Origin of the sequence: Bacillus sp. NPDC077027, from assembly GCF_050269555.1 — a bacterium.
Lineage (GTDB): Bacteria > Bacillota > Bacilli > Bacillales > Bacillaceae > Bacillus.
In genome coordinates, this window is sequence record NZ_JBNNIO010000001.1 from 76,781 (window position 1) to 99,672 (window position 22,892).

Here is a 22,892-nt window from a genome sequence, read left to right on the forward strand (position 1 = left end):
CAAGTGAAAAGGCGAGAAATTTTTAGTTCTTCTATGATGTTCTCGTCCTGATTTTTCAGTTTTGCTTGACGAGTATTAGATGGTAGCGATAAAATCTAAAGGACGGTTATTGTTTAGCATACATTTCTCAATAGCTGTCCTTTTTGTTTTTATGATCATATTTAAATAAAGTGAAAGCAGTCCATTGAATGTCAATCGGCTGAATTTTGTTGACTAAAAAAGCTCTACTTAAAATATTTTATGAAATGATGGGTTGAAAATTGATATGAACTGGTTGGGACAAATATTAGGTAGCGAGTGGCACATTTCACCCGCTGGAGGCGCTACAGGAGATGCGTATTTCGCAACACACAATGACCAAAAGCTATTTTTAAAACGCAATACATCACCGTTTCTTGCGGTTTTGTCAGCTGAAGGCATTGTGCCAAAGCTCGTCTGGACAAAGCGGATGGAAAACGGCGATGTGATCACAGCACAACACTGGCTTAGCGGCAGAGAACTGAAGCCAAAGGACATGAATGCACGTCCTGTTGCGGAACAGTTAAGGAAAATTCATACATCAAAAGAATTGCTTGATATGCTCAAACGGCTAGAGAAGCACTCGCTTGACCCGAAATCCATTCTCACGCATGCAAAGCAATCCATTGCAGCTGAACACATACAGTCAAATGATGTAGATCGCTCTATCCAGTATTTAGAGGAGCAAGTAGAAGCTGTCTATTTCGAGGATAAGGTTGTTTGTCATTGTGATTTAAATCATAATAATTGGCTGTTAACGGATGAAAACCAGCTATATCTCATTGATTGGGATGGTGCCATGATTGCTGATCCAGCAATTGATCTTGGTCCCCTCCTCTATCACTATGTAGAGGAAGAGGAGTGGGAGAGCTGGTTAACCATGTATGGCGCGCCATTAACAGATAGCCTGAAGGAACGGATGGCATGGTATGTGCTGGCAGAGACAGTATCTTTTGTGATTTGGCATAAGGCAAAAGGGAATGACAAGGCGTTTTCTGAATTGCAAGCGGAATTAAAGACTTTACTGAAGCGCCTAGACATTCATTAGGCAAGAGTATGGATGTTTTCAACCCACTCCGATAAATGTGTCTGATGCTCTTGTATATGTGTATCAATAGAGCTGACGGATTGTCCTTTTTCGCTATATGCATAAATGTCCGTCAAGAGTTGTCGAATCTCTGCATCGAGGTCTTCTTTTGATAACATGACTTTAATGATCCGTCCCACTTGTTCATATTCTGCTACTGTACCGCAGCAATCAAGCTGATGATCTGTTAAAATATCTTTGATTAATTGTAGTTGATGTTCGCGGTTCAATCCCATACGTATGCTCCTTTTTGTATGACGTGCATGTGGTTAAACTGTGCATCAATCCTCTGTTTTATACATGCAGAAGACCAGCTGTCTGAAAGCTGGTTTTTTTGTTTGAAAAGGCGCTATCAGCTGTCTTGCGGCACTGTTTGTTTCATGGTATCTTGATTAAATGTAAAGAAAATAGAGGTGTATCAAATGAGAATGCGTCATAAACCATGGGCGGACGATTATTTAGCAGAGCATGCTCATATCGTTGTACAAGACCCAATGCAATATAAAGGAAAATGGCATGAATTGTTTGGCAATGATCATCCGATTCATATTGAAGTTGGGACAGGGAAAGGTAGCTTTATTTCTGGAATGGGGAAACTCCACCCTGACGTCAACTATATCGGCATCGAATTGTTTAAAAGTGTGCTCGTCTCAGCTGTTGATCATGTGAAAGAGGCAGGTGTTTCTAATGTAAAGTTGCTGAATATCAATGCAGAAGTGCTCACTGATATTTTTGCTGATGGAGAAATCGACCGTGTCTATTTGAATTTCTCTGATCCGTGGCCAAAAGCAAGGCATGAAAAGCGCCGTCTAACCTTTAAAGCCTTTTTAAAGCGATATGAGCAGGTGCTCGGTGATAGCGGTGAGCTTCACTTTAAAACAGATAACCGAGGCTTGTTCGAGTATTCACTGAAAAGCTTCTCAGCGTATGGACTGCTTTTAACGTATGTCAGCTTACATTTACATGAAGACGGTTTGGAAGGTAATGTGATGACAGAGTATGAAGAAAAATTTTCTTCAATGGGACAGCCCATTTACAGAGCAGAAGTTCAATTTCGTTCATAATAGACTCTCATGAGCGAATGTGCTGATTGCATCTATTTTGATGTGATCGGCATTTTTTTATTTACTCTATAAGAAAATGATTGTAACCTAAGCGTTTTTTTGCAGTATTTGCTACGATAGAAATGAGGAGGGATGACAGCGATGGAAACAATGAAAATAGGCGAAATAAATCTAACTTGGCTCAATGGGGGAGACACACATATGGATGGAGGCGCTATGTTCGGTGTTGTGCCAAAGCCACTGTGGTCTAAAAAATACCCAGTCAACGAAAAAAATCAAATTGAATTAAGATGCGATCCTATTCTGATCAGATGGAATGGTCAAAATATGCTTGTTGATTCTGGAATAGGTTTTGGCAAGCTTTCAGATAAACAAAAACGCAACTATGGCGTAACAGAAGAAACAAAAATAGAGCAATCACTGTCAGCGCTTGGGTTAAACACGTCTGATATTGATAAAGTACTCATGACACACCTGCATTTTGATCATGCAAGCGGTTTGACAAAGCCTGAAGGTGACAATCTCGTCTCGGTCTTTCCAAATGCTGAAATCATCACATCGCAAATAGAATGGGATGAAATGCAACAACCAAATATACGTTCAAGAAATACGTATTGGAAGGAAAACTGGGAAGTGATTTCACATCAAGTCGTCACGTTTGAACAAAGCATCCAAATCACGGAAGGAATTGAGATGCATCATACAGGTGGACATAGTGATGGTCACAGTATTTTAACCGTGACGAACAGTGGAGAAACGGCCATTCATTTAGCTGATATTATGCCTACACATGCCCATAAAAATCCCCTGTGGGTGCTTGCATATGATGATTATCCAATGACATCTATCCAAGCTAAACAAAAGTGGCAAGCATATGCTGAGGAGCGTGACGCATGGTATTTGTTTTATCATGATGCGATCTATCGAGCAGTCAAATGGGATGAAGAAGGCAAGCTGCTGAGCGTTCTCAAAAGAGAAGGTGCTTTTTAAAAAGAACGACTGTATGAATTTTCTCCTTTCACACAAAATAATGACAAAATGAACTTGTGAAAGGAAGAGAACAGTGAATCAATCTTATCAGGCACATGGTGATGTAATTGAAACACCATTAAGAGGATTGGAGGTCATGTCCGTTCCTTATTTAAACAAAGGTGTTGCTTTTACAAAGGAAGAGAGAGAAGAGCTTGGATTAAAAGGTTTTCTCCCGCCAAAGGTATTAACCCTTGAGGATCAGGCAAAACGTGCCTATGAACAGTTTAAAGCTCAGCCAGATGCACTTGGGAAAAATGTATATTTAAATTCACTTCACAACCGAAATGAAGTGTTATTTTATAAATTATTAAATGAGCATATAGCAGAAATGCTTCCAATCGTTTATACGCCGACAGTTGGAACGGCGATTCAGCGTTACAGCCATGAATACCGAAAGCCAAGAGGTCTTTATTTATCAATAGATGACCTTGAAGGGATGGAAGAGATTTTTGCCACTTATGGCGTAGATGAATCCATTGATCTGATTGTTGCAACAGATGCAGAAGGTATTTTAGGAATTGGTGATTGGGGTGTGGGCGGCATTGCGATTTCTGTTGGGAAATTAGCCGTGTACACTGCTGCCGCTGGCATTAATCCAAGTCGCGTGTTAGCGGTTGTTCTTGATGCAGGGACAAATCAGGAAAGCTTACTCAATGACCCTTTATATGTAGGGAATCAGCATTCACGTGTGAGAGGTGAACGCTACGATCAATTCATTGATCAATATGTGGAGCTTGCAAGGGCTACATTTCCAAACGCAATCCTGCATTGGGAAGACTTTGGAACAAAAAATGCACGTGCTATTTTAGAGAGATATAAAGATCAGATCTGTACATTCAATGATGATATTCAAGGAACTGGTGCTGTCTCACTCGCTGCTGTGCTTGCCTGTACAAAAGCTTCAAAGGTGCCCTTAAAGGATCATCGGATTGTTATATTCGGTGCGGGAACCGCTGGCATTGGGATTGCGGAACAGATTCGTGATGCCATCGTCAGAGATGGGGTGAAAGAAGAAGAATCCTACCGTTATTTCTGGTGTATCGACAAAACGGGTTTGTTAACAGACGATTCACCAGACATTCAAGACTTCCAGAAGCCTTATGCGAGAAAGTCAGAAGAAGTGAAGGAATATGCCCATAACGGTCCAAAAAATTCAATTGATCTTCTAGAAGTCGTCAAGCAGGCAAAGCCGACCATTTTGATTGGAACATCAACTGTTGGTGGTGCGTTTACAGAAGAGGTTGTGAAAGAGATGGCTTCACACGTAGAGCGCCCAGCCATTTTACCGATGTCTAATCCGACCCCTCTTTCTGAGGCGAAGCCTGAGGATTTGATTGAGTGGACAGAAGGCCGAGCACTTGTGACAACCGGGAGTCCGTTTGATTCGGTTGAATACAAAGGGGTTACCTATGAGATTGGACAGGCAAATAATGCCCTTGTCTTCCCAGGGCTTGGGCTTGGTACGATTGTATCAAAGGCACGACTTATGACAAATGCGATGTTTGTTGCTAGTGCTGAGGCAATTGCCAGTATGGTGAACGTCAGTAAGCCGGGTGCTGCGATGCTTCCAAGTGTTGAGCAGCTACGCACTGTGTCGGCAACAGTGGCGGTACGCGTTGCACAAGCGGCAATTGATGATGGTGTTGCTGAAGAGGCTCCAGAGGACTTAATACAGGCTGTTCAAGATGCGATGTGGCACCCTGTATATAAGAAAATTAAAGCCATTTAAAACAAGCTTCGCAAAGGATGGACTTTGCGAAGCTTGTTTTTTTTACGCTACAGAGTCAATGACATCAACGATCATGCCAGTTTTGGCATCAATCATCACCTCATATTGTTCAAGCTCTCCAAAGGCTGAACGAGTAATACCAGACTTGTACACATGAATGGTTTCATCATTGACTGTGTATGGTTCTGGCACAGTATAAATCCATGAGCCATCAATTGGACCTCTTTGTTTAAAGGCGGATTTCACAATTTTTAGTGCTTTTTCAGATGAAATATAAGTGGGGAAAAACACTTTTTTTGCAACAATTGCAGCGGCTACGCCAATACTTGCACCAATCAGAACATGTTTTAACTTCAACGTGCTGCACCTCCATATTGCTGTTTTTTCCATTATACAGAACTTGTCCTTTGATGTTAAGAAAACTGAATAACAAATAACATATTCAAAAAAAACAGGGGAGATACTTGGAAAACCGAAAGAATTCTTATAGTATAAAGTGAGTGTTGTTTTTATAGGAATTTATATAGACTTTACACAGAAAGTACATAGAAACGAGGTTAACTGTAGAATGAACCAAGAAACAATAGAGCTTTTCCGGACATTGACAGAACTACAAGGTGCTCCTGGTAATGAACATCATGTACGTGCATTTATGAAAAAAGAGCTTGAGAAGTATTCTGATGAACTGATTCAGGATCGTCTTGGAGGCATCTTTGGTATTCGAAAAGGACCCGAGAAAGCACCTGTTGTCATGGTGGCAGGTCATATGGACGAGGTCGGTTTTATGGTCACCTCTATTACAAAAAATGGGATGATTCGTTTCCAAACGCTCGGTGGCTGGTGGAGTCAAGTGATGCTTGCTCAACGAGTGGATGTACATACAGAGAATGGACCAATCCCTGGTGTCGTTGCCAGCACACCACCGCATTTGTTAACTGCCGAACAAAAGAACCGCCCTGTGAATCCCTCAGATATGCTGATTGACGTTGGAGCAGATAGTGAAGAAGAGGCAAAAGAATTCGGTATTAGACCGGGACAGCAGATTGTTCCAGCCACTATGTTTACACCATTAGCAAATCAGAAGAAGATTTTAGCCAAAGCTTGGGACAATCGTTATGGGTGTGGTCTATCGATTGAATTGCTGAAAGAACTCAAAGATGAAACATTGTCATGTCACCTATACTCTGGTGCAACAGTACAAGAAGAGGTGGGGTTAAGAGGCTCACAAGCTGCGGCAAATATGATTAAGCCAGACCTCTTTTTTGCTCTTGATGCAAGCCCAGCAAACGATACGACAGGAGACAAGACTCAATTTGGTCAGCTTGGACAAGGGACGTTACTCCGCATCTTTGACCGTACAATGATTACACATAGAGGAATGAAAGATTTCGTTCTTGATACCGCAGAAACGAACAACATTCCGTATCAATTTTTTGTATCAGCAGGTGGTACAGATGCAGGGCGTGTTCATATTTCAAATGAAGGTGTGCCATCAGCAGTCATCGGTGTTTGTGCACGCTATATTCACACAAGTCATTCCATTTTACATGTAGACGACTATGCAGCGGCAAAAGAGTTAATTGTAAACCTTGTGAAAAAGTGTGATCAAAGCACGGTCGATTCCATCTACCGAAACGTTTAATCCAGACGATGAGAAAGGCTGCCAGATCATCAGGCAGCCTTGTTTATTTTTCTTCAAATACATAGGATAAAGCTTTCATTGCTTGATTAACGGTTTCGACTGTGATGTTCGCCTTGTTTGATAGCTCCTTTAAAGGATGATGCAACTCTTTCGGGCGGATTAAAATCAGTGGTTTACCTTTCGTTATCGCATAGGAAGCATCCATAGCTGTGTTCCATTGCTTATACTTTTCACCAAATCTTGCAATAACAACATCGGCTTTGCTTAGCAAAATTTCTGTTCGGAAGTTATTCAGATCGGATGCAGCATCATCTTTAAAAATGGCATTTGGCTGTTCTCCTAAGATTTCAACCCCGATGTCATCAGAACGATCATGGTGTTCCATTGGACCAACAAATGTAATAGGCAGCTTGAGAGACTGACTTTTTTCTTTGATTTCATCGCGCCACGGGCTATGGATTTCTCCCGCTAAATAAACGGTTAATTGCATAATGATGTCCTCCTTGTGTACAAACTTAGAAAGGGTTTTCCTTATTTCTTTACATGTTACACAAGAAGTGCTTGATAAAGCAAAAAAAATATGATTATGATATTGATGATAGACCACCATTTTTCAGCAAGAGAATACTACATATGATAGGAAAGACAGCCATACTTGTCTTTCTTATGAGAAAGCAGGAAGACGAAGTTGATGACTTATATGAAAAGAAAAGGGATCACCCTTTCACCAAAAGTGTACTTCATTGATGCGCTCTCTTATATGGCACTTGGGCTTTTTGCTACATTGGTTGTTGGGCTCATCTTAAAAACAGCGGGCGGTCTAATATCGCTTCCATCTGTCGTAAAAATGGGCACATTGGCAATGGGGTTAATGGGGCCGGCCATCGGTGTAGCCGTTGCATATCGGCTGAACGCCTCTCCGCTCATTATTTTTGCCAGCGTTGTTTCAGGCGCTGCGGGAGCTGAACTTGGCGGACCAGCAGGGAGCTTTGTCGCTGCGTTAATCGGGATAGAATTAGGCAAGCTTGTCAGCGGTGAGACGAAGATAGACATTATTTTAACCCCACTCGTGACGATCATTGCAGGTTTTATGACAGCAACCCTCATCGGTCCAGGTATTCAAGCAGTGATGACAGGGTTAGGCAGTCTGATCATGTGGGGAACAGATCAGAGCCCACTGATCATGGGAATACTAGTCGCGACGGTTGTTGGACTTGCCTTGAGTTCGCCTATCTCTAGTGCCGCACTAGCTCTAATGTTAGATCTTAGCGGAGCGGCAGCAGGTGCAGCAACGATTGGTTGTTGCGCACAGATGATTGGTTTTGCCATTTCAGGCTTTAGAGAGAATCGCTTTGGCGGTTTTGCAGCCGTTGGGATTGGAACTTCAAAGCTGCAGCTTCCCAATATTGTCAAAAACCCACTCATTTTAATTCCTCCGACCATCGCAGGCATGATTCTTGCGCCGATCGGCATTATATTATTCGGAATGGAAAATAACGCAGCAGGTGCAGGTATGGGAACAAGTGGACTAGTTGGACAATTAATGACACTAACGGTGATGGGATTTCACTCACACGTTTTACTAGCAATTGTCCTTTTGCATATAGTTGGCCCGGCAGTGATTAGTTTGGTAGTATCAGAATGGATGAGAAAAAAAGGCTATATTCGTTTCGGAGATTTAACCATACAAACAGGAGGAATGAAACATGAAAAAGATTGAATCAAATGAAGAATTGCAAAAAGTGATAAATGATGAACTAACAGTGTTATTGTTCTCAGCAGATTGGTGCCCGGATTGCACATTCATTGAACCTTTTTTACCTGAGCTAGAAGCGAACTATCCAGAATTTGAATATTACTATGTGGATCGTGATCAGTTCATTGATACATGTGCTGAATGGGAAATTTACGGCATACCTAGCTTCCTTGTCTTCAGAAACGGACAAGAAATCAACCGTTTTGTCAGCAAAGACCGCAAAACAAAAGAAGAGATTGAAGCCTTTTTGACAGATTCTCTTGCAAAATAATCGAAAGGAGAGTCGCAAATGGCAAAAATGACCTCAAGACAGCTTGCCACTCAATTAAAAGCTCGTCTTGCTAATGATGATTGGACACATCACTTTGACCGTGAAAAAGATACATTGCGTGTTGAAAATAAAGAATCTGGAAAAGGCATTACCCTTGAACTTCCGCCGATCATTGCCAAGTGGGAAATGAAGCCTGAGGAAACGTTGGATGAAATTGTATATTATGTAGACGAGGCACTGACGGCAATGAACGGAGAAGCGCAGCATATTGAAGGAAAAGAAAAGCAAATTTATCCAGTCATTCGCGCTACGTCCTTTCCGGAGAAAACAAGTGATGAGATTCCACTAGTGTATGATGATCATACAGCAGAAACAAGAATCTATTATGCGCTTGATTTAGGAAGCACATACCGCTTAATTGACGAGCAAATGCTCAAAAAAGAAAACTGGACGAAAGACCGGATAAGAGAAACAGCAAGCTTCAACGTTCGCTCTCTGAAAACGGTCGTTAAAATGGATGAAGTTGCAGGAAATCGATTCTACTTCTTTCGGGCAAACGATGGGTATGATGCCAGCCGATTGTTGAATGAACCGATTTTACAGGAATACGAACATAAAGTGGAAGGCCAGATGGCGATTTCTGTTCCACATCAAGATGTCCTCATTATTGCAGACATTCGCAATGAATCGGGATATGATATTTTAGGACAAATGTCAATGAGCTTTTTTGCAAGTGGGACAGTCCCAATCACAGCACTTTCTTTTTTATACGAGGATGGTAAGCTAGAGCCCATCTTTATTCTTGCAAAAAGCAGGCCAAAAAAGCAGTAGAAGGGAATTTTGACGAATGAATGTTTTTTATAATGCAGAAGGTGTGGGCGACACACTCCTCATTTCTATCAAAGATGTGACAAGAGAACAGGTAGGCTATGAAACATATGGCGATGTCGTAAGAATTTTTAACCAAGAGACAAAAGAAACGACAGGCTTTAATATCTTCAAAGCATCTACCTATATGAAAATCGAAGAGAATGGTTCTGTCCCATTATCTGAGACACTTGTTCAAGATATAAATGAAATTTTAAATAAAAACGGTGTAAGTGAAACATTAACAGTAGACCTCACACCTAAATTTGTCGTTGGTTATGTGAAAACAAAAGAAAAACATCCGAATGCAGATAAACTGAACATTTGCCAAGTAGATGTTGGTCATGAGACATTACAAATTGTCTGTGGCGCACCAAACGTAGATCAAGGACAGCATGTTGTTGTGGCTAAAGTCGGTGCTGTCATGCCAAGCGGTCTTGTCATCAAGGATGCAGAGTTAAGAGGCGTTCCATCAAGTGGTATGATTTGCTCAGCAAAAGAATTAGACTTGCCAAATGCCCCGCAAGAAAAAGGAATCCTTGTTCTCGAGGGCAGCTATGAAGCAGGTCAGCCCTTTCAAGGATAAACTCCCATAAACGGGCGCATTGATTCGAAGAATGTGTTATATTCAAAAGTCACTAAGTATTGGTACTTAGTGACTTTTTTTCTTAGAAACATACTACTAAGCCAAAGGATATGGCGCTTTTCTACATGAAAAAGCAGTGGTATACTAAAAATCGCCCAAGAAAACGTAAGGGGAGTTAAGAGAGTGATGAATGATGAGTTGGTTAGATAAATTTTTTAGTGTTTTTTTAGGAGAAGAAAAAAAAGAAGAACGTCCTGTTAAGCAGGAAGAAGAGCGATTTGAATCGCACCCTAATGAAAATGATGATGAGCGTGTTTATAAAAAAATTGAAAATACAAAAGTCCATTACGAATATCCAAAGGGAAACTTTCGTTTTCCGCTCGTTCCAGATGAGACAGGAAAAGATGGCAATCAAAAGCGGGAAAGAAGAGCACATGTCAAACAAGGCAGTCAGCAAAAGTCAAAACCAGCACGTACATATCAGCCGAGACAAAAAGAGCAGGATGAAACGAGCAAAAAGCCGTTTAAACCAGAAGCAATTCCTTCACCAATCTATGGTTATAATCATGAATTGCGTCCGAAAATGAAAGAACAGACAGAAGAAGTAAAACAATCCTATTCTTCTTCAAGTCGAAATGAAGAAGCCATACAACGTGTGACGCTTTTGTCAGAAGAAGCTGAAAGAGAACGAAGCATCAGACAGCAAATGAACATACCTTCGATTCAGATGGAGAAACGAATAGCTGATGAGCAGGCTGCTTCGATTGTCCAAGAAGTAAAAGAAAAGAAAATGGAACGTATCATGCAAGTACCGCTCGAACAGGATGAGCCTACTTTTGACATTCACCCTGTTTCAGATGTAAATGAGCAAATAGAAGATGAAGAAGTACACGAGCAAGCATTAGCACATATTGAACAAGAGAGTAGCAAAGACTTGCTAGAAAACGAAGTAAATGAACCAGCTGATCTATTGGACGATGTAGAAAATGAAAGTGAAAAAGACCAACTAGCAGAAGCACCAACTATCTGTGAACCAATCGAAGAGGAAGTCATCTTAGAAATAGTAGATCAAGTAACAGAAGGGTCTGCCGAAGCATCAGATATGATCGAAACAGTCGAAGAAAACTTTATAGATCAGGCTCTTATAGAAGATGAAATAGTTACCGAACAAAAAACTGTGCTTGAAGCCAATTGTGATCTGGAAAAGGAGGCATCCTTGCAGCATGTGCAATCAGAACAGACGCAAACAGAAACTGTTCTGCAAGAAATGCCGGAGCCTGTCCAGCCTAAAGCACAACAAAAAACAAATGAAGCTGAACAAACAGAAAAACGCAAAAAATCTGAGGCGACATCAAGCGTACCTTTTAATGTCATGATGCTGAAAAGTGATTTGCGCATCCAAAAACAGGATAAAGCAGTTGAACATCATGGATATGTATTTCCAAGCTTAGCCTTGCTCGATGTGCCACCAGCACAAAGAGAAGAAGATGGCGCGTGGGTTGATGAGCGAAAAGAGCTACTGAATGCAACCTTAAAAAACTTTAATGTTCGGGCAAATGTTGTCCATGTCACCCAAGGACCATCTGTCACGAGATTTGAAGTTCATCCTGAACCAGGTGTAAAAGTGAACAAAATCACCAACCTATCAGATGACATCAAATTAAGCCTGTCAGCCAAAGATATTCGGATTGAAGCACCCATCCCAGGGAAAAATACAATCGGTATTGAAGTACCTAACCTTCACAGTAAAATGGTCTTTTTACGAGAAATGATGAGAAGCAGTGAGTTTAGAGAGAGCCCATCACCGCTTACCGCAGCACTTGGTCTAGATATATCAGGAAAGCCTGTCGTTGTTGATTTGCAAAAAATGCCTCATGGGCTCATTGCAGGAGCAACTGGTTCTGGAAAAAGCGTCTGCATTAACACTATTTTAGTCAGTTTGCTTTTTAAATCATCACCAGACGAAGTGAAAATGCTATTAATTGATCCTAAAATGGTTGAACTTGCGCCATACAATAAAATCCCTCATCTTGTCAGCCCAGTCATTACAGATGCGAAAACGGCGACAGCTGCACTTAAATGGGTCGTAGATGAGATGGAAAGACGCTACGAACTCTTTGCCCATTCAGGCGTGAGAGAGATTGGCCGTTTTAATGAGCTTGTGAAAGAAAAGCAAATGGGAGAGAAGCTCCCTTACTTAGTGGTCGTCATAGATGAGCTTGCTGATTTGATGATGGTAGCACCGAATGAAGTCGAAGAAAGCATTTGCCGCATTGCACAAAAGGCAAGAGCCTGTGGAATTCACTTATTAATTGCAACGCAAAGACCTTCAGTCGATGTCATTACAGGCTTAATTAAAGCAAACATCCCAACAAGAATTGCCTTCTCTGTATCAAGCCAGGTTGATTCAAGAACCATTATTGATATGGGTGGAGCAGAAAAACTGCTCGGTAAAGGTGATATGCTATTTGTTGAAAATGGTTCTGGTAAGCCGACAAGATTGCAAGGGAATTTCGTCTCTGATCGTGAAATCGACAAGGTTGTGGCACATGTGAGAAAACAGCGTGAACCTATTTTCTTATTTGAACAAGAGGAGCTGATACTTCAAGGATCAGCGATCACAGATGAGGATGAGCTTTTTGTTGATGCATGTCACTTTGCAATTGAACAAAATAGTGCAAGTACGTCAAGCTTACAGCGAAGGTTCCGAATCGGATACAACCGAGCAGCAAGGCTCATTGACATGATGGAACGTGAAGGTATGATCTCAGGAGCAAAAGGGAGTAAGCCGAGAGAAGTGCTCATCACATTAAGTGATTTAGAGCAAATGATATAAATTTCTTCATTTTTTCAGCAAACATGTTATGATAGCAAATAGGTGCAATTTTTGTAATTGGACACTTTTTGCGTGTCTGCCTAAGAGCAATTTAATAAAAATTCCCTTTAAATGGTGTAAGAAATGGGAATGTTGTCGGATACTAATAATAGTTAATATTGATTAGAATAGGAAGATCGGAAAAAATCTTTACACGGAGCTGCGACTTGTGATGATTGTATTCAATTCACAAGTTGCAAATTGAAATGAGCGTCATATACTGTAAATCAGATAGACGTTTGTTGGAGGTACAATTATGACTGTTTATCATTTTGTTGGAATAAAAGGGACAGGTATGAGTCCACTGGCCCAAATTCTTCATGATACTGGGTATACTGTCCAAGGATCGGATATTGAAAAACACATCTTCACACAAAAAGCATTAGAGGAAAGAAACATTCAAATTCTCCCGTTTGATGCAGACAATATTAAGCCGGGTATGACAGTGATCGCAGGAAATGCGTTTCCTGATTCGCATCCTGAGATTGAACGTGCCCTTTCTGAAGGGATTCCTGTCATTCGTTATCATAAATTTCTCGGTGAGTACATGGATTCATTCACAAACGTCGCGATTACCGGTGCACATGGCAAGACATCAACAACAGGTTTGCTTGCACATGTGATGCAATCGGCAAAACCAACATCATACTTGATCGGTGATGGATCGGGCATGGGAAAGGAAAGCAGTGAGTATTTCGTTTTTGAAGCCTGTGAGTATCGCAGACATTTCCTAAGCTACCATCCAGACTATGCCATTATGACTAACATTGATTTTGATCATCCAGATTATTTCACTGATATTAATGATGTGTTTGATGCATTTCAAAACATGGCACTACAAGTCAAAAAAGCAATCATTGCTTGTGGAGACGACGAACATCTGTTGAAAATTCAAGCAAAAGTACCAGTTGTCTACTACGGATTGAATGAAGAGAACGATTATCAAGCTAGGAATATTGTCAAAAATACGGAAGGAACAACTTTCGACGTATTTGTTCGTAACACGTTTTATGACACGTTTTATATTCCTGCATACGGCAACCACAATGTCTTAAATTCACTTGCTGTGATCGCACTATGTCATTATGAAGAAATAAATGTCGAACTTATCAAAGCGTCCCTCACTACGTTTGGTGGTGTGAAAAGACGTTTTAATGAAAAAATTGTAGGTGAGCAAGTCTTAATTGACGATTATGCACACCATCCAACAGAAATTAAAGTTACACTAGAAGCAGCACGACAAAAGTATCCAGATCGTGATATTGTTGCTGTTTTTCAGCCGCATACCTTTACGCGTACACAGCAATTCTTAAATGAATTTGCTGATGTCCTGTGCAAAGCAGATTATGTGTATTTATGTGATATTTTCGGTTCTGCTCGCGAAAACATTGGGAAGCTTAGCATTGCGGATTTGCAAAATAAAATTCCGCAAGCAAAGCTCATTGATGAACAAGATACCTCTGTATTAAAAGATCATAAAGATGCAATTCTTATTTTTATGGGCGCTGGTGATATTCAAAAATACTTGCGTGCTTACGAAAAAGTAGCTGTTTAATTTGTTGAAAGTGTCATTTAAATCGTTTTAATCGATTTAAATGACACTTTTTTACGTGAAATGAATGTGATGTGACAAAGGTTTCAGTCTAGGGACATATAGTGTTTTTTCGTTCATTGTGGACAGGAATTGACGATTAAGTGTAGAATTATTAATCAATTGGTCATTCTAGATGTTTGAATGACACAATATGAGGGTATTAACCATAACACGCCCGCAGCAAAGGAGGTATCAGATGATCATTATTCTTTATCTAAGCGTTGCACTAATTGCGATAGCTTTCCTTATCCTTGTTATTTATTTGTCAAAAACATTAAAATCGTTGCAGTTGACGTTAAAAAATGTCGCTTCGACACTTGAAGGCCTTGAGGGACAAATGCAAGGGATTACATCCGAAACAACGCAGTTGCTACATAAAACGAATCAACTTGCAGAGGACATTCAAGAAAAATCAGCTAAACTGAACACAGTTGTCGACGCAGTACAAGGTATCGGAGGCTCAATCTCCGAGTTTAATACAAGCATTAAACAGGCAGCTGGTGCTGTTACGTCCTCCGTTGAAAGAAATCAGGAAAAAGTGACGGATGTGGTCAACTGGAGCAATGCAGCACTTGAGATTTATAAAAAATGGAAAGACCGTAAAAAACAAAAATAAACTCACTTCGCATAGGAGGAATAATCATGAGCAAAGACGGAATCAATAGCAAAGACTTTTTGATTGGAACACTAATCGGTGGCATTATTGGTGCAACAACTGCACTCTTTTTAGCGCCAAAGTCAGGTAAAGAATTGCGCGATGATTTGAATACCCAAGCGAATGCACTGAAAGAAAAAACAGACCGTTTAACAAACGATGCAAAAGAAAAAGGTACAGAGTACGTGACTCTTGCAAAAGATAAAACATCTGAACTATCTCAACTTGTGGCGGAGCAATCAAATCAGATTTTAGATAAAGTGAAAGACATAAAAGAACGTGCTACAGGCCATGCCAATCAAGTACAAAAGGATGCAGAAGAAGCAGTATCAGATATTGTGAATGAAGCATCTGATGTTGCCGATGAAGCGAAAGCCCGTGCAGAAGTGGCAAAGTCAGAGATAGAAGACGGCATTAAAGATGTGAAAGAAAAAGTTGAGCAATCAACCAAAAGCTAACCAACAGACCGTTTTAGGAAGGAGAACACATCATGTCAAAACAACTCATTGAAACAGAAGAGCAGTTTAACAAATTAACAGATCAGGATGGAACATTTGTCTTTTTCAAGCACAGCTTGACCTGTCCAATCAGCCAAGCAGCTTTTCATGAATTTGAAGCATTTGCATCTGAGCACAAAGAAGTTCCTTCATATTTTTTGCAAATTCAAAACACGAGAGAACTTTCCGCTTATGTAGCTGAAGCGACAGGTGTAAAACATGAAAGCCCACAAGCTTTTGTCATTAGTGGTGGCAAAGTAAAATGGCATGCGTCTCATTCGAAAATTACGAAAGAGACACTAGAACAAAATATTTAGCAAAGCGCCAGCAGAAGCTGGCTTTTTTTTTATAAAAAAGGTTTACACGAATGAAAAGTATGCTATAATCAAACACATAATACTTTACCGCTTAAAAGCGTTTGGGTAATAAAGAATATTTCGTGACAATTCCGAAATCTTTGTTTATAATAGACCCTATCATAAAAAAACCTACTCATTTTCAAATCCGAAAATGACAAAATGAAAAAGCGAGAGATGGAAAAAGAAAGGATGACAAAAATGAGCAACAATGAACTAGATCTATTAAGACAGCAAGCAGATGAACTAAATCTTCAAATCTTAAAACTGATCAATGAAAGAGGGAACATTGTAAAAGAGATCGGAAAAGCGAAAGAGGCGCAAGGTGTCAACCGTTATGACCCTGTTAGAGAGCGTACAATGCTTAATCAAATTCTTGAACAAAACAATGGACCATTCGAAAACTCAACCGTTCAACACATTTTCAAAGAAATTTTCAAAGCAGGTTTAGAGCTTCAAGAAGATGATCACAGCAAAGCGCTTCTTGTATCTCGTAAGAAGAAACCTGAAAATACAATTGTGAACATTAATGGCGAAGCGATCGGTGATGGTAAACAACGCTTCATCGTTGGACCTTGTGCAGTAGAAAGCTACGAGCAAGTGGCTGAAGTAGCAGCCGCTGCCAAACAACAAGGAATTAAATTACTTCGTGGTGGTGCATTTAAGCCACGCACAAGCCCATACGATTTCCAAGGTCTTGGTGTAGATGGACTGAAAATTTTAAAGCGTGTAGCAGATGAATACGGTTTAGCTGTGATCAGTGAAATCGTCAATCCTGCCCACATTGAAGAAGCTATTGAACATATTGATGTCATCCAAATTGGTGCACGTAACATGCAAAACTTCGAACTGCTTAAGGAAGCAGGTTCTGTGAAAAAGCCAGTTCTTCTAAAACGTGGTTTAGCAGCAACTATTTCAGAGTTCATTAATGCAGCTGAATACATCATCGCTCAAGGTAACGATCAAATCATCCTTTGTGAGCGTGGTATCCGCACATATGAAACAGCAACAAGAAATACGCTAGATATTTCTGCTGTTCCAATCTTAAAACAAGAAACACATTTGCCAGTCTTTGTTGATGTGACGCATTCAACTGGACGCAGAGATCTTCTTCTTCCAACTGCAAAAGCTGCACTTGCGATTGGCGCAGATGGTGTCATGGCAGAAGTACATCCTGATCCATCAGTAGCACTTTCTGACTCTGCTCAGCAAATGGATATTCCACAATTCGAGAAGTGGTTAAACGACTTAAAACCACTTGTTAACATTTACGCATAAAAATAAAAAATCGCCGGAATACGAAGCCGGTGATTTTTTTTGTGTCAAAACAAGTGAGTAGATCCACGTTTAAAAAATAGTTTGTTCACAATGTTTTCATTTTTAAAAAGCAGCAGACTCTGCTAAGATCATTGTCATACCTGTAGTCAACGCGAATTTTTGACAAATATGATTCATTATACAGATAACACGCATATTAAAGTTTGTTTAATTTAATTATAAAAAGAAAGGGAACGTTTTCATATGACGAAAAAACGTGTATAATTTCATAAAAGAACGTAATTTTGATGTAGATTGAAAAATTATGTGTCTCTTTTCATCGTTCTAATGATAAATAGGATATTATTTTATCGTATCTGACATGTCTTTATATGATTGGTGAATGCTATAGATATGGAAGTGTAATTGAAGGAGTGATTCATGTGAATAATGTTACAATATATGATGTAGCAAGAGAAGCAAATGTAAGTATGGCAACGGTATCACGTGTTGTAAACGGAAATCCAAATGTCAAACCAACAACTAGAAAGAAAGTGCTTGAGGCAATTGATCGTCTTGGTTATCGCCCGAATGCAGTAGCACGTGGCCTTGCCAGTAAGAAGACGACAACTGTTGGTGTGATCATCCCAGATATTTCGAGTATTTTTTATTCAGAGTTAGCTCGAGGCATTGAAGATATTGCGACGATGTATAAGTACAATATTATTTTGAGCAACTCTGATCAGAACACAGATAAAGAACTTCACCTTCTGAATACAATGCTAGGCAAACAAGTAGATGGGATCGTTTTTATGGGCGGGAACATTACAGATGTGCTTGTAGAAGAATTTAAGCGCTCTCCTGTACCTATCGTACTGGCTGCATCTGTGGAAGAACAGGCGAAAACGCCATCAGTCAACATTAATTATGAACAAGCCATTTACGACTCTGTTCATTTGTTAGTAGAAAAAGGACATAAGCGGATTGCTTTTGTATCTGGTCCACTTTCAGAGCCAATTAATTCTGTGAAGAAGCTGAATGGATACAAACGTGCTCTTGAAGAAGCAGGAATTGCTCTAGATGAAGCACTTGTCATGGAAGGGGATTACACGTACGATTCAGGCATTGAAGCGTTGGCAAGCTTACTTGAGCAGGAAGATCAACCAACTGCTGTGATTGCCGCAACAGATGAAATGGCACTTGGTGTCATCCACGGAGCTCAAGACCGTGGCGTGTCGATCCCGAATGATCTTGAAGTCATTGGTTTTGATAACACTAGATTATCCTTAATGGTACGCCCTCAGCTTACGACCGTTGTTCAGCCAACTTATGATATTGGTGCAGTTGCGATGCGACTTCTCACGAAGCTGATGAACAAAGAAGAAGTGGACGAACAAATTGTTGAATTGCCTCATCGAATTGAATTAAGACAATCAACTAAATAAGATAAAACAAGAAAAGAAAGCAGGCTTCACGATCTCATTTGTGAATGTCTTGCTTTCTTTTACCTTGAGCTGGAGAGAGTTTGATATGAGACGATATGACTACTTAACACCTATTGGTATTGTTTTGGGCATTGTAATTGTGGCAATCGGTATTTTATCAGGGGCAGGCCTCAGTGGGTTTTTGTCATTTCTTGATTTGACTTCTTTTCTGATCGTGACCGGTGGGTTATTTGCAGCGCTTTGCGTGAGTTTTGCCCCCAGAGAAATCAAACGGATGCCGCTTATTTTCAAACAAGCATTCAAACAAGATGATGAAGAAGTGAAAGAGCTTGTCAAAGCATTTGTGTCCCTTTCAGATCAAGCGAGAAAAGAAGGCATTTTAACTTTGGACAAACATGTATTTGATATGAGAGACCCATTTCTAAAAAAAGGGCTGATGCTCACTATTGATGGCTGGGATGAAGAGACCATCCGGAGTGTATTAGATGCAGAAATTGCCGCAATGGAAGAGCGTCACCGTAAAGGAAGAAAAATATTTGAAAAAGCAGGCGAATATGCACCTGCATGGGGAATGATTGGAACAATTGTTGGTTTGGTCCTCATGCTTAAAAATCTCTCTTCCCCAGATACATTGGGGCCTAGTATGGCAGTTGCTTTATTGACGACGTTATATGGGGCACTCCTTGCCAATATGTTTTTTATTCCGATTGCGTCGAAGCTTGAAGAAAAAACAGAGCATGAAATCTTTATGAAGCAAGTGATGATTGAAGGAATTATTGGTATTCTATCAGGGAAAAACCCGAGGCAGCTTGAGAGCGAGCTATCTGTTTTCGGATCTCGTCATGAATGGATGCAGGATGCACCCAAGATAGAAAAAGCGAGTGAGCATTCGAATGAAGCTTAGAGCAGAACGTAGAAAAAGAAGAAAGGGTCTATCCCAATCGAAAAGAACACCACCATGGACATTAACGTTTGCGGATATGATTACACTCATTCTCGTGTTCTTTATTTTACTGTTTTCCATGTCTCAAATTGACCTTCAAAAATTTCAGAAGGCTGTCCATTCTTTTCAAAACAATGGAGATGGCATTCTGCCAGACCAAACAGGTATAAAAAAAGAGGAAGACGCATCGGTGCAGGAGCAGCAAGAAGACCTCTTAAAAAAGGTCAATGCATTTATCAATAAACATCATCTACATGATAAATTGATGGCAAAACGAGACGAACGAGGCATTGTGCTTGTACTACAGGAAGCGGTTTTATTTCATTCTGGCGAAGCAAAGATTTTGCCAGAGGCTACACCTTTCCTTCATCAAATTGCAGAACTTTTAGGTGACCTTGGGAATCAGATCAATGTTGAAGGTCATACCGATTCAAGACCTATTTCCACCTATCAATACCCATCCAATTGGGAGCTATCAGCTGCACGGGCAAGCAGTGTCATCCAATATTTCACCTCAGAAGAAAAGCTAAAGCAAACACGTTTTAGGGCAATTGCATATGGCGAGACAAAACCAATTCAATCAAATGAAACAGAGCGTGGCATGAAAGCAAATCGGCGAGTCGAGATTGTCATTGCCAAATAATGTAGCCATAGCGTGAACATTTATTTGATCTTACGTACATAAAAAAAGACCACTTTAGGTCTTTTTTTTATGCCTTTTTCTTTTCTCTTCTAACAGGAAGAAGCGCTTTTTCAACTGTTTGTGCGTTTTTTTCAGTAATTTCTGCTCGTCTTGGTATCGGATCATATAAATCGTCAGGATCTGACCAAGAGGACGGAAGTGAAACAGGTGATTGTTTTTCCCATTTGGCAATCCAATCTTGTGGAATGGATGTTTGAGGTTCAATGCCTTTCATTTCAAGCCAAATTCTGCTCCATGCTCTTGGCACTACTCGCCAAATATCATATCCACCACCGCCAACTGCAATCCATTTGCCATCGCAATATTGATGGGCAAGTGCATGCGCAAGCTTTGGAATCTCTTCGTAAATTTTCATTGTAGCGGATAAGTGGGTGAGTGGGTCATAATAATGAGCATCTGCTCCGTTTTGCGTTAAGATGACATCTGGTTTGAAGAATGCTGCAATTTCTGTCACTGCGGTTCGATAAGCATCAAGAAAGGACTCATCTTCTGTAAAAGCATCCAACGGAATATTATAAGCATACCCGTAGCCCTTGTCATGCCCTCTTTCTTGTACTTGTCCTGTTCCAGGAAATAAGTAACGCCCAGTTTCATGAATGGATACGGTGCAAACATGGGGATCGTCATAAAAGCTAAATTGTACGCCATCACCATGATGGGCATCTGTATCGATATATAATACGCGTGCATTGTAGCGATTTTGGATATATTGAATTGCAACCGAGCTGTCATTGTAAATGCAAAAACCCGAGGCGCGTCCCTTAAAGCCGTGATGAAGGCCACCTCCAAGATTCACGGCATGTCGTGCCTTACCCATCATTACCTGATCAACGGCAGTCAGCGTCCCACCAACGAGAAGGGAAGCAGCTTCATGCATACCTGCAAACACAGGTGTGTCTTCTGTTCCAATCCCATATCGTTCGCCTTCTGCTATAGGGAGCTTGCCTTCGCTTGCAAGCTGAACAGCATGAATATAATCAGAGGTGTGCACGAGCTTTAATTCATCGATGGTTGCCATCCTTGGTTGAACGATATCTTCTTCTGCTAAGGCGTTCACCATTTGAAGAAGATCATATGTTAAATAAACACGAAGCTGGTTGAAGGGATGATCTTGATGAAATTGGTACGTTTGAAAAGAAGGTGAAAAAACGAAAATGGCATCCTTCATTTGAGTGTCTGCTCCATTGGCCACAGCACCTTATAGCCTTTTGCTCGAATCGTTTTCATGACACTATCGGCATGAATGGTTCTAAGCCGGAACACTAGCACTTTTGATGTCTCGTTAGCATGTGGATAAACAAGAACACTCAGGATTTGGATATGATGATCCTTTAGAATGGCAGTAATGTTTGCTAGGTCCTCTGTTATCTGTTCCACTTCAATCTCTAATTGAGAGCCAGGCTGATCTGCGCCGGTTAATCTCACAAAGGTACGAAGTAAATCTGTTTTTGTAATCATCCCCACAAGCTTTCCGCGTTTCACGACTGGTAGACAGCCAATACCGTGCTCATAAAAGACACTTGAGATTTCTTCAACAAAATCAAGTGGGTGAGCAGTCACTGTCTCTCCGACCATGATTTCTTCAACTGGCTTTTGAATAAATTGATACCGTTTCTCTGTTTCAAAAATACTTGGACTGGTGCTTTTAATATCACGGTCTGTGACCATTCCGATAACAGATCCTTGTTCAGATACAATTGGAATATGACGAATACGGTGTAAGCTCATTTTCTCAATTGCTGCCTCAATTGTATCGGTTTTTCGCAAGGTGATGACATCACGCTGCATAATTTGTTCAATAATCAAGTTTACCAATCCCCTTTGCCAAAAGAACGTTAATACATGAAGCGCTGGTGAAAGCGAAGGCGATCAAAGCGCTCAATTGAATCGGTGCTGACCTCACGACCGATTCTTGCCATTAAACAGTTGGCAGGATGCGAACTGATTTCAGGTTCATCTGTCGCAAACCAGACGAGACCACCAGCGTTCATCATCTTCTCCATCATTTTTCTGTAATCCCATACGTTTTTCTTTGTCCCCTTTAAATCCCAATGCCAGTAATATTCAGTTGTGATGATGATATATTTCTCCATTTGCGGATCCATCATGCTGATATCGAGCAAATGCTTGCCAAGTGAACACCCTCTAAATGGGGGAGCGACTTCAATAGCGCCAAGTTCAATTAAATTTTCCATGTTTCCTTCTGACCATCGCTCAAGCGGGTCTGGATATAAGAACGTCACATAGCCTACAACAAGCTGACCAAGTCTTGCAATGATGATACGTCCTTCAGGAAGGCCTGCAATTTCAACAAGTGCCTGCTTTTGTTCTTCATGTGAACGAAAAGCAGTAAGTCCTTCATGAAAAGTATAGGTGGCTAGTTCGTCTGGGGGTACAGGTCCCTCAATGAAAATATCGCCCGTCTCTCGCTCAATTGTTTTTGAATAATAAGTTTTAGGATGCTCCACGTATCCACCGCCTCAAATTCTAGTGAGTCGTTTCTATTCTATCTTAA

General features: G+C 40.6%; 24 protein-coding genes. 18 read left to right on the top strand and 6 right to left on the bottom strand.

All coding sequences use genetic code 11. The features are described from left to right. The first annotated feature begins 265 nt into the window (after positions 1 to 265). Entirely contained in the window at positions 266 to 1,066 is an 801-nt protein-coding gene (locus tag ACQKEZ_RS00510; RefSeq protein ID WP_427297825.1) for a phosphotransferase family protein, read from the top strand. On the opposite strand, the gene ACQKEZ_RS00515 is transcribed toward ACQKEZ_RS00510, so the two are convergent. Beyond that, complete coding sequence (locus ACQKEZ_RS00515; RefSeq protein ID WP_427297827.1) at positions 1,063 to 1,341, bottom strand: YtzH-like family protein; 279 nt, start codon at positions 1,339 to 1,341, stop codon at positions 1,063 to 1,065. The genes ACQKEZ_RS00510 and ACQKEZ_RS00515 overlap by 4 nt on opposite strands. Before the next feature lie 186 nt (positions 1,342 to 1,527). Between ACQKEZ_RS00515 and trmB the strand changes: the two genes are divergently transcribed. The 3 genes from trmB to ACQKEZ_RS00530 all read left to right on the top strand — a co-directional run bounded on the left by trmB (position 1,528) and on the right by ACQKEZ_RS00530 (position 4,930). Further along, positions 1,528 to 2,169 carry a tRNA (guanosine(46)-N7)-methyltransferase TrmB gene (trmB, locus tag ACQKEZ_RS00520; RefSeq protein ID WP_427297829.1) on the top strand — a complete coding sequence of 214 codons (642 nt, stop codon included), beginning with the start codon at positions 1,528 to 1,530 and terminating at the stop codon, positions 2,167 to 2,169. Positions 2,170 to 2,310: 141 nt separating this feature from the next. Further along, positions 2,311 to 3,159 (top strand): YtnP family quorum-quenching lactonase, encoded by an 849-nt coding sequence (locus ACQKEZ_RS00525; protein WP_427297831.1) that lies wholly within the window; start codon positions 2,311 to 2,313, stop codon positions 3,157 to 3,159. Between the two features lie 73 nt (positions 3,160 to 3,232). Further along, complete coding sequence (locus tag ACQKEZ_RS00530; RefSeq protein WP_427297833.1) at positions 3,233 to 4,930, top strand: NAD-dependent malic enzyme; 1,698 nt, start codon at positions 3,233 to 3,235, stop codon at positions 4,928 to 4,930. Positions 4,931 to 4,972: 42 nt separating this feature from the next. Here ACQKEZ_RS00530 and ACQKEZ_RS00535 read toward each other — a convergent pair whose 3' ends face one another. Continuing rightward, entirely contained in the window at positions 4,973 to 5,287 is a 315-nt protein-coding gene (locus ACQKEZ_RS00535) for a PepSY domain-containing protein (RefSeq protein ID WP_427297835.1), read from the bottom strand. Between the two features lie 211 nt (positions 5,288 to 5,498). Here ACQKEZ_RS00535 and ACQKEZ_RS00540 point away from each other — a divergent pair, with 211 nt between their 5' ends. Continuing rightward, positions 5,499 to 6,572 (top strand): M42 family metallopeptidase, encoded by a 1,074-nt coding sequence (locus ACQKEZ_RS00540; RefSeq protein ID WP_427297836.1) that lies wholly within the window; start codon positions 5,499 to 5,501, stop codon positions 6,570 to 6,572. Positions 6,573 to 6,615: 43 nt separating this feature from the next. Here the strand turns inward: ACQKEZ_RS00540 and ACQKEZ_RS00545 are convergent, their stop codons facing one another. Beyond that, positions 6,616 to 7,062: a YtoQ family protein gene (locus tag ACQKEZ_RS00545; protein WP_427297838.1), complete on the bottom strand. Its 447-nt coding sequence runs from the start codon at positions 7,060 to 7,062 to the stop codon at positions 6,616 to 6,618. A gap of 201 nt (positions 7,063 to 7,263) precedes the next feature. On the opposite strand from ACQKEZ_RS00545, the gene ACQKEZ_RS00550 reads away from it, so the two are divergent. The 13 genes from ACQKEZ_RS00550 to motS all read left to right on the top strand — a co-directional run bounded on the left by ACQKEZ_RS00550 (position 7,264) and on the right by motS (position 20,317). Beyond that, complete coding sequence (locus ACQKEZ_RS00550; protein WP_427297840.1) at positions 7,264 to 8,292, top strand: PTS transporter subunit IIC; 1,029 nt, start codon at positions 7,264 to 7,266, stop codon at positions 8,290 to 8,292. Next, a complete protein-coding gene (locus tag ACQKEZ_RS00555; RefSeq protein WP_427297842.1) occupies positions 8,279 to 8,599 on the top strand; it encodes a thioredoxin family protein in 321 nt (106 codons plus the stop codon). The genes ACQKEZ_RS00550 and ACQKEZ_RS00555 overlap by 14 nt, the downstream gene beginning before the upstream one ends. 18 nt (positions 8,600 to 8,617) lie before the next feature. After that, the gene (locus tag ACQKEZ_RS00560) at positions 8,618 to 9,430 is read left to right on the top strand and encodes a DUF1444 domain-containing protein (protein ID WP_427297844.1); all 813 of its coding nucleotides are present in this window, start codon (positions 8,618 to 8,620) and stop codon (positions 9,428 to 9,430) included. 16 nt (positions 9,431 to 9,446) lie between these two features. Next, positions 9,447 to 10,052, top strand: coding sequence for a YtpR family tRNA-binding protein (ytpR, locus tag ACQKEZ_RS00565; protein WP_427297846.1), 606 nt, complete (start codon positions 9,447 to 9,449; stop codon positions 10,050 to 10,052). A 190-nt stretch (positions 10,053 to 10,242) separates the two neighbouring features. Next, positions 10,243 to 12,888, top strand: coding sequence for a DNA translocase FtsK (locus ACQKEZ_RS00570; protein WP_427297848.1), 2,646 nt, complete (start codon positions 10,243 to 10,245; stop codon positions 12,886 to 12,888). A 295-nt stretch (positions 12,889 to 13,183) separates the two neighbouring features. Then, on the top strand, positions 13,184 to 14,482 hold the full coding sequence (gene murC, locus ACQKEZ_RS00575; protein ID WP_427297850.1) for a UDP-N-acetylmuramate--L-alanine ligase: 1,299 nt from the start codon (positions 13,184 to 13,186) through the stop codon (positions 14,480 to 14,482). Between the two features lie 235 nt (positions 14,483 to 14,717). Further along, positions 14,718 to 15,137, top strand: coding sequence for a DUF948 domain-containing protein (locus tag ACQKEZ_RS00580; protein ID WP_427297851.1), 420 nt, complete (start codon positions 14,718 to 14,720; stop codon positions 15,135 to 15,137). Positions 15,138 to 15,163: 26 nt separating this feature from the next. Beyond that, positions 15,164 to 15,634, top strand: a complete 471-nt coding sequence (locus ACQKEZ_RS00585; protein ID WP_427297853.1) for a YtxH domain-containing protein — start codon at positions 15,164 to 15,166, stop codon at positions 15,632 to 15,634. 32 nt (positions 15,635 to 15,666) lie between these two features. After that, on the top strand, positions 15,667 to 15,990 hold the full coding sequence (ytxJ, locus tag ACQKEZ_RS00590; RefSeq protein ID WP_427297855.1) for a bacillithiol system redox-active protein YtxJ: 324 nt from the start codon (positions 15,667 to 15,669) through the stop codon (positions 15,988 to 15,990). Positions 15,991 to 16,230: 240 nt separating this feature from the next. Further along, positions 16,231 to 17,307: a bifunctional 3-deoxy-7-phosphoheptulonate synthase/chorismate mutase gene (locus ACQKEZ_RS00595; protein ID WP_427297857.1), complete on the top strand. Its 1,077-nt coding sequence runs from the start codon at positions 16,231 to 16,233 to the stop codon at positions 17,305 to 17,307. Between the two features lie 422 nt (positions 17,308 to 17,729). Continuing rightward, the gene (gene ccpA, locus ACQKEZ_RS00600; protein WP_427297859.1) at positions 17,730 to 18,731 is read left to right on the top strand and encodes a catabolite control protein A; all 1,002 of its coding nucleotides are present in this window, start codon (positions 17,730 to 17,732) and stop codon (positions 18,729 to 18,731) included. 85 nt (positions 18,732 to 18,816) lie between these two features. Then, positions 18,817 to 19,635, top strand: coding sequence for a flagellar motor protein MotP (motP, locus tag ACQKEZ_RS00605; RefSeq protein WP_427297860.1), 819 nt, complete (start codon positions 18,817 to 18,819; stop codon positions 19,633 to 19,635). Then, complete coding sequence (gene motS / locus ACQKEZ_RS00610; protein WP_427297862.1) at positions 19,625 to 20,317, top strand: flagellar motor protein MotS; 693 nt, start codon at positions 19,625 to 19,627, stop codon at positions 20,315 to 20,317. The genes motP and motS overlap by 11 nt, the downstream gene beginning before the upstream one ends. A gap of 67 nt (positions 20,318 to 20,384) precedes the next feature. Here motS and ACQKEZ_RS00615 read toward each other — a convergent pair whose 3' ends face one another. From ACQKEZ_RS00615 to ACQKEZ_RS00625, 3 genes are read right to left on the bottom strand one after another with little or no spacing between them, the layout of a single operon-like run. Beyond that, on the bottom strand, positions 20,385 to 21,545 hold the full coding sequence (locus ACQKEZ_RS00615) for an acetoin utilization protein AcuC (RefSeq protein ID WP_427297864.1): 1,161 nt from the start codon (positions 21,543 to 21,545) through the stop codon (positions 20,385 to 20,387). Then, positions 21,542 to 22,183: a CBS and ACT domain-containing protein gene (locus ACQKEZ_RS00620; RefSeq protein WP_427297866.1), complete on the bottom strand. Its 642-nt coding sequence runs from the start codon at positions 22,181 to 22,183 to the stop codon at positions 21,542 to 21,544. The genes ACQKEZ_RS00615 and ACQKEZ_RS00620 overlap by 4 nt, the downstream gene beginning before the upstream one ends. Positions 22,184 to 22,212: 29 nt before the next feature. Then, positions 22,213 to 22,845 carry a GNAT family N-acetyltransferase gene (locus tag ACQKEZ_RS00625; RefSeq protein WP_427297868.1) on the bottom strand — a complete coding sequence of 211 codons (633 nt, stop codon included), beginning with the start codon at positions 22,843 to 22,845 and terminating at the stop codon, positions 22,213 to 22,215. Positions 22,846 to 22,892 lie beyond the last annotated feature (47 nt).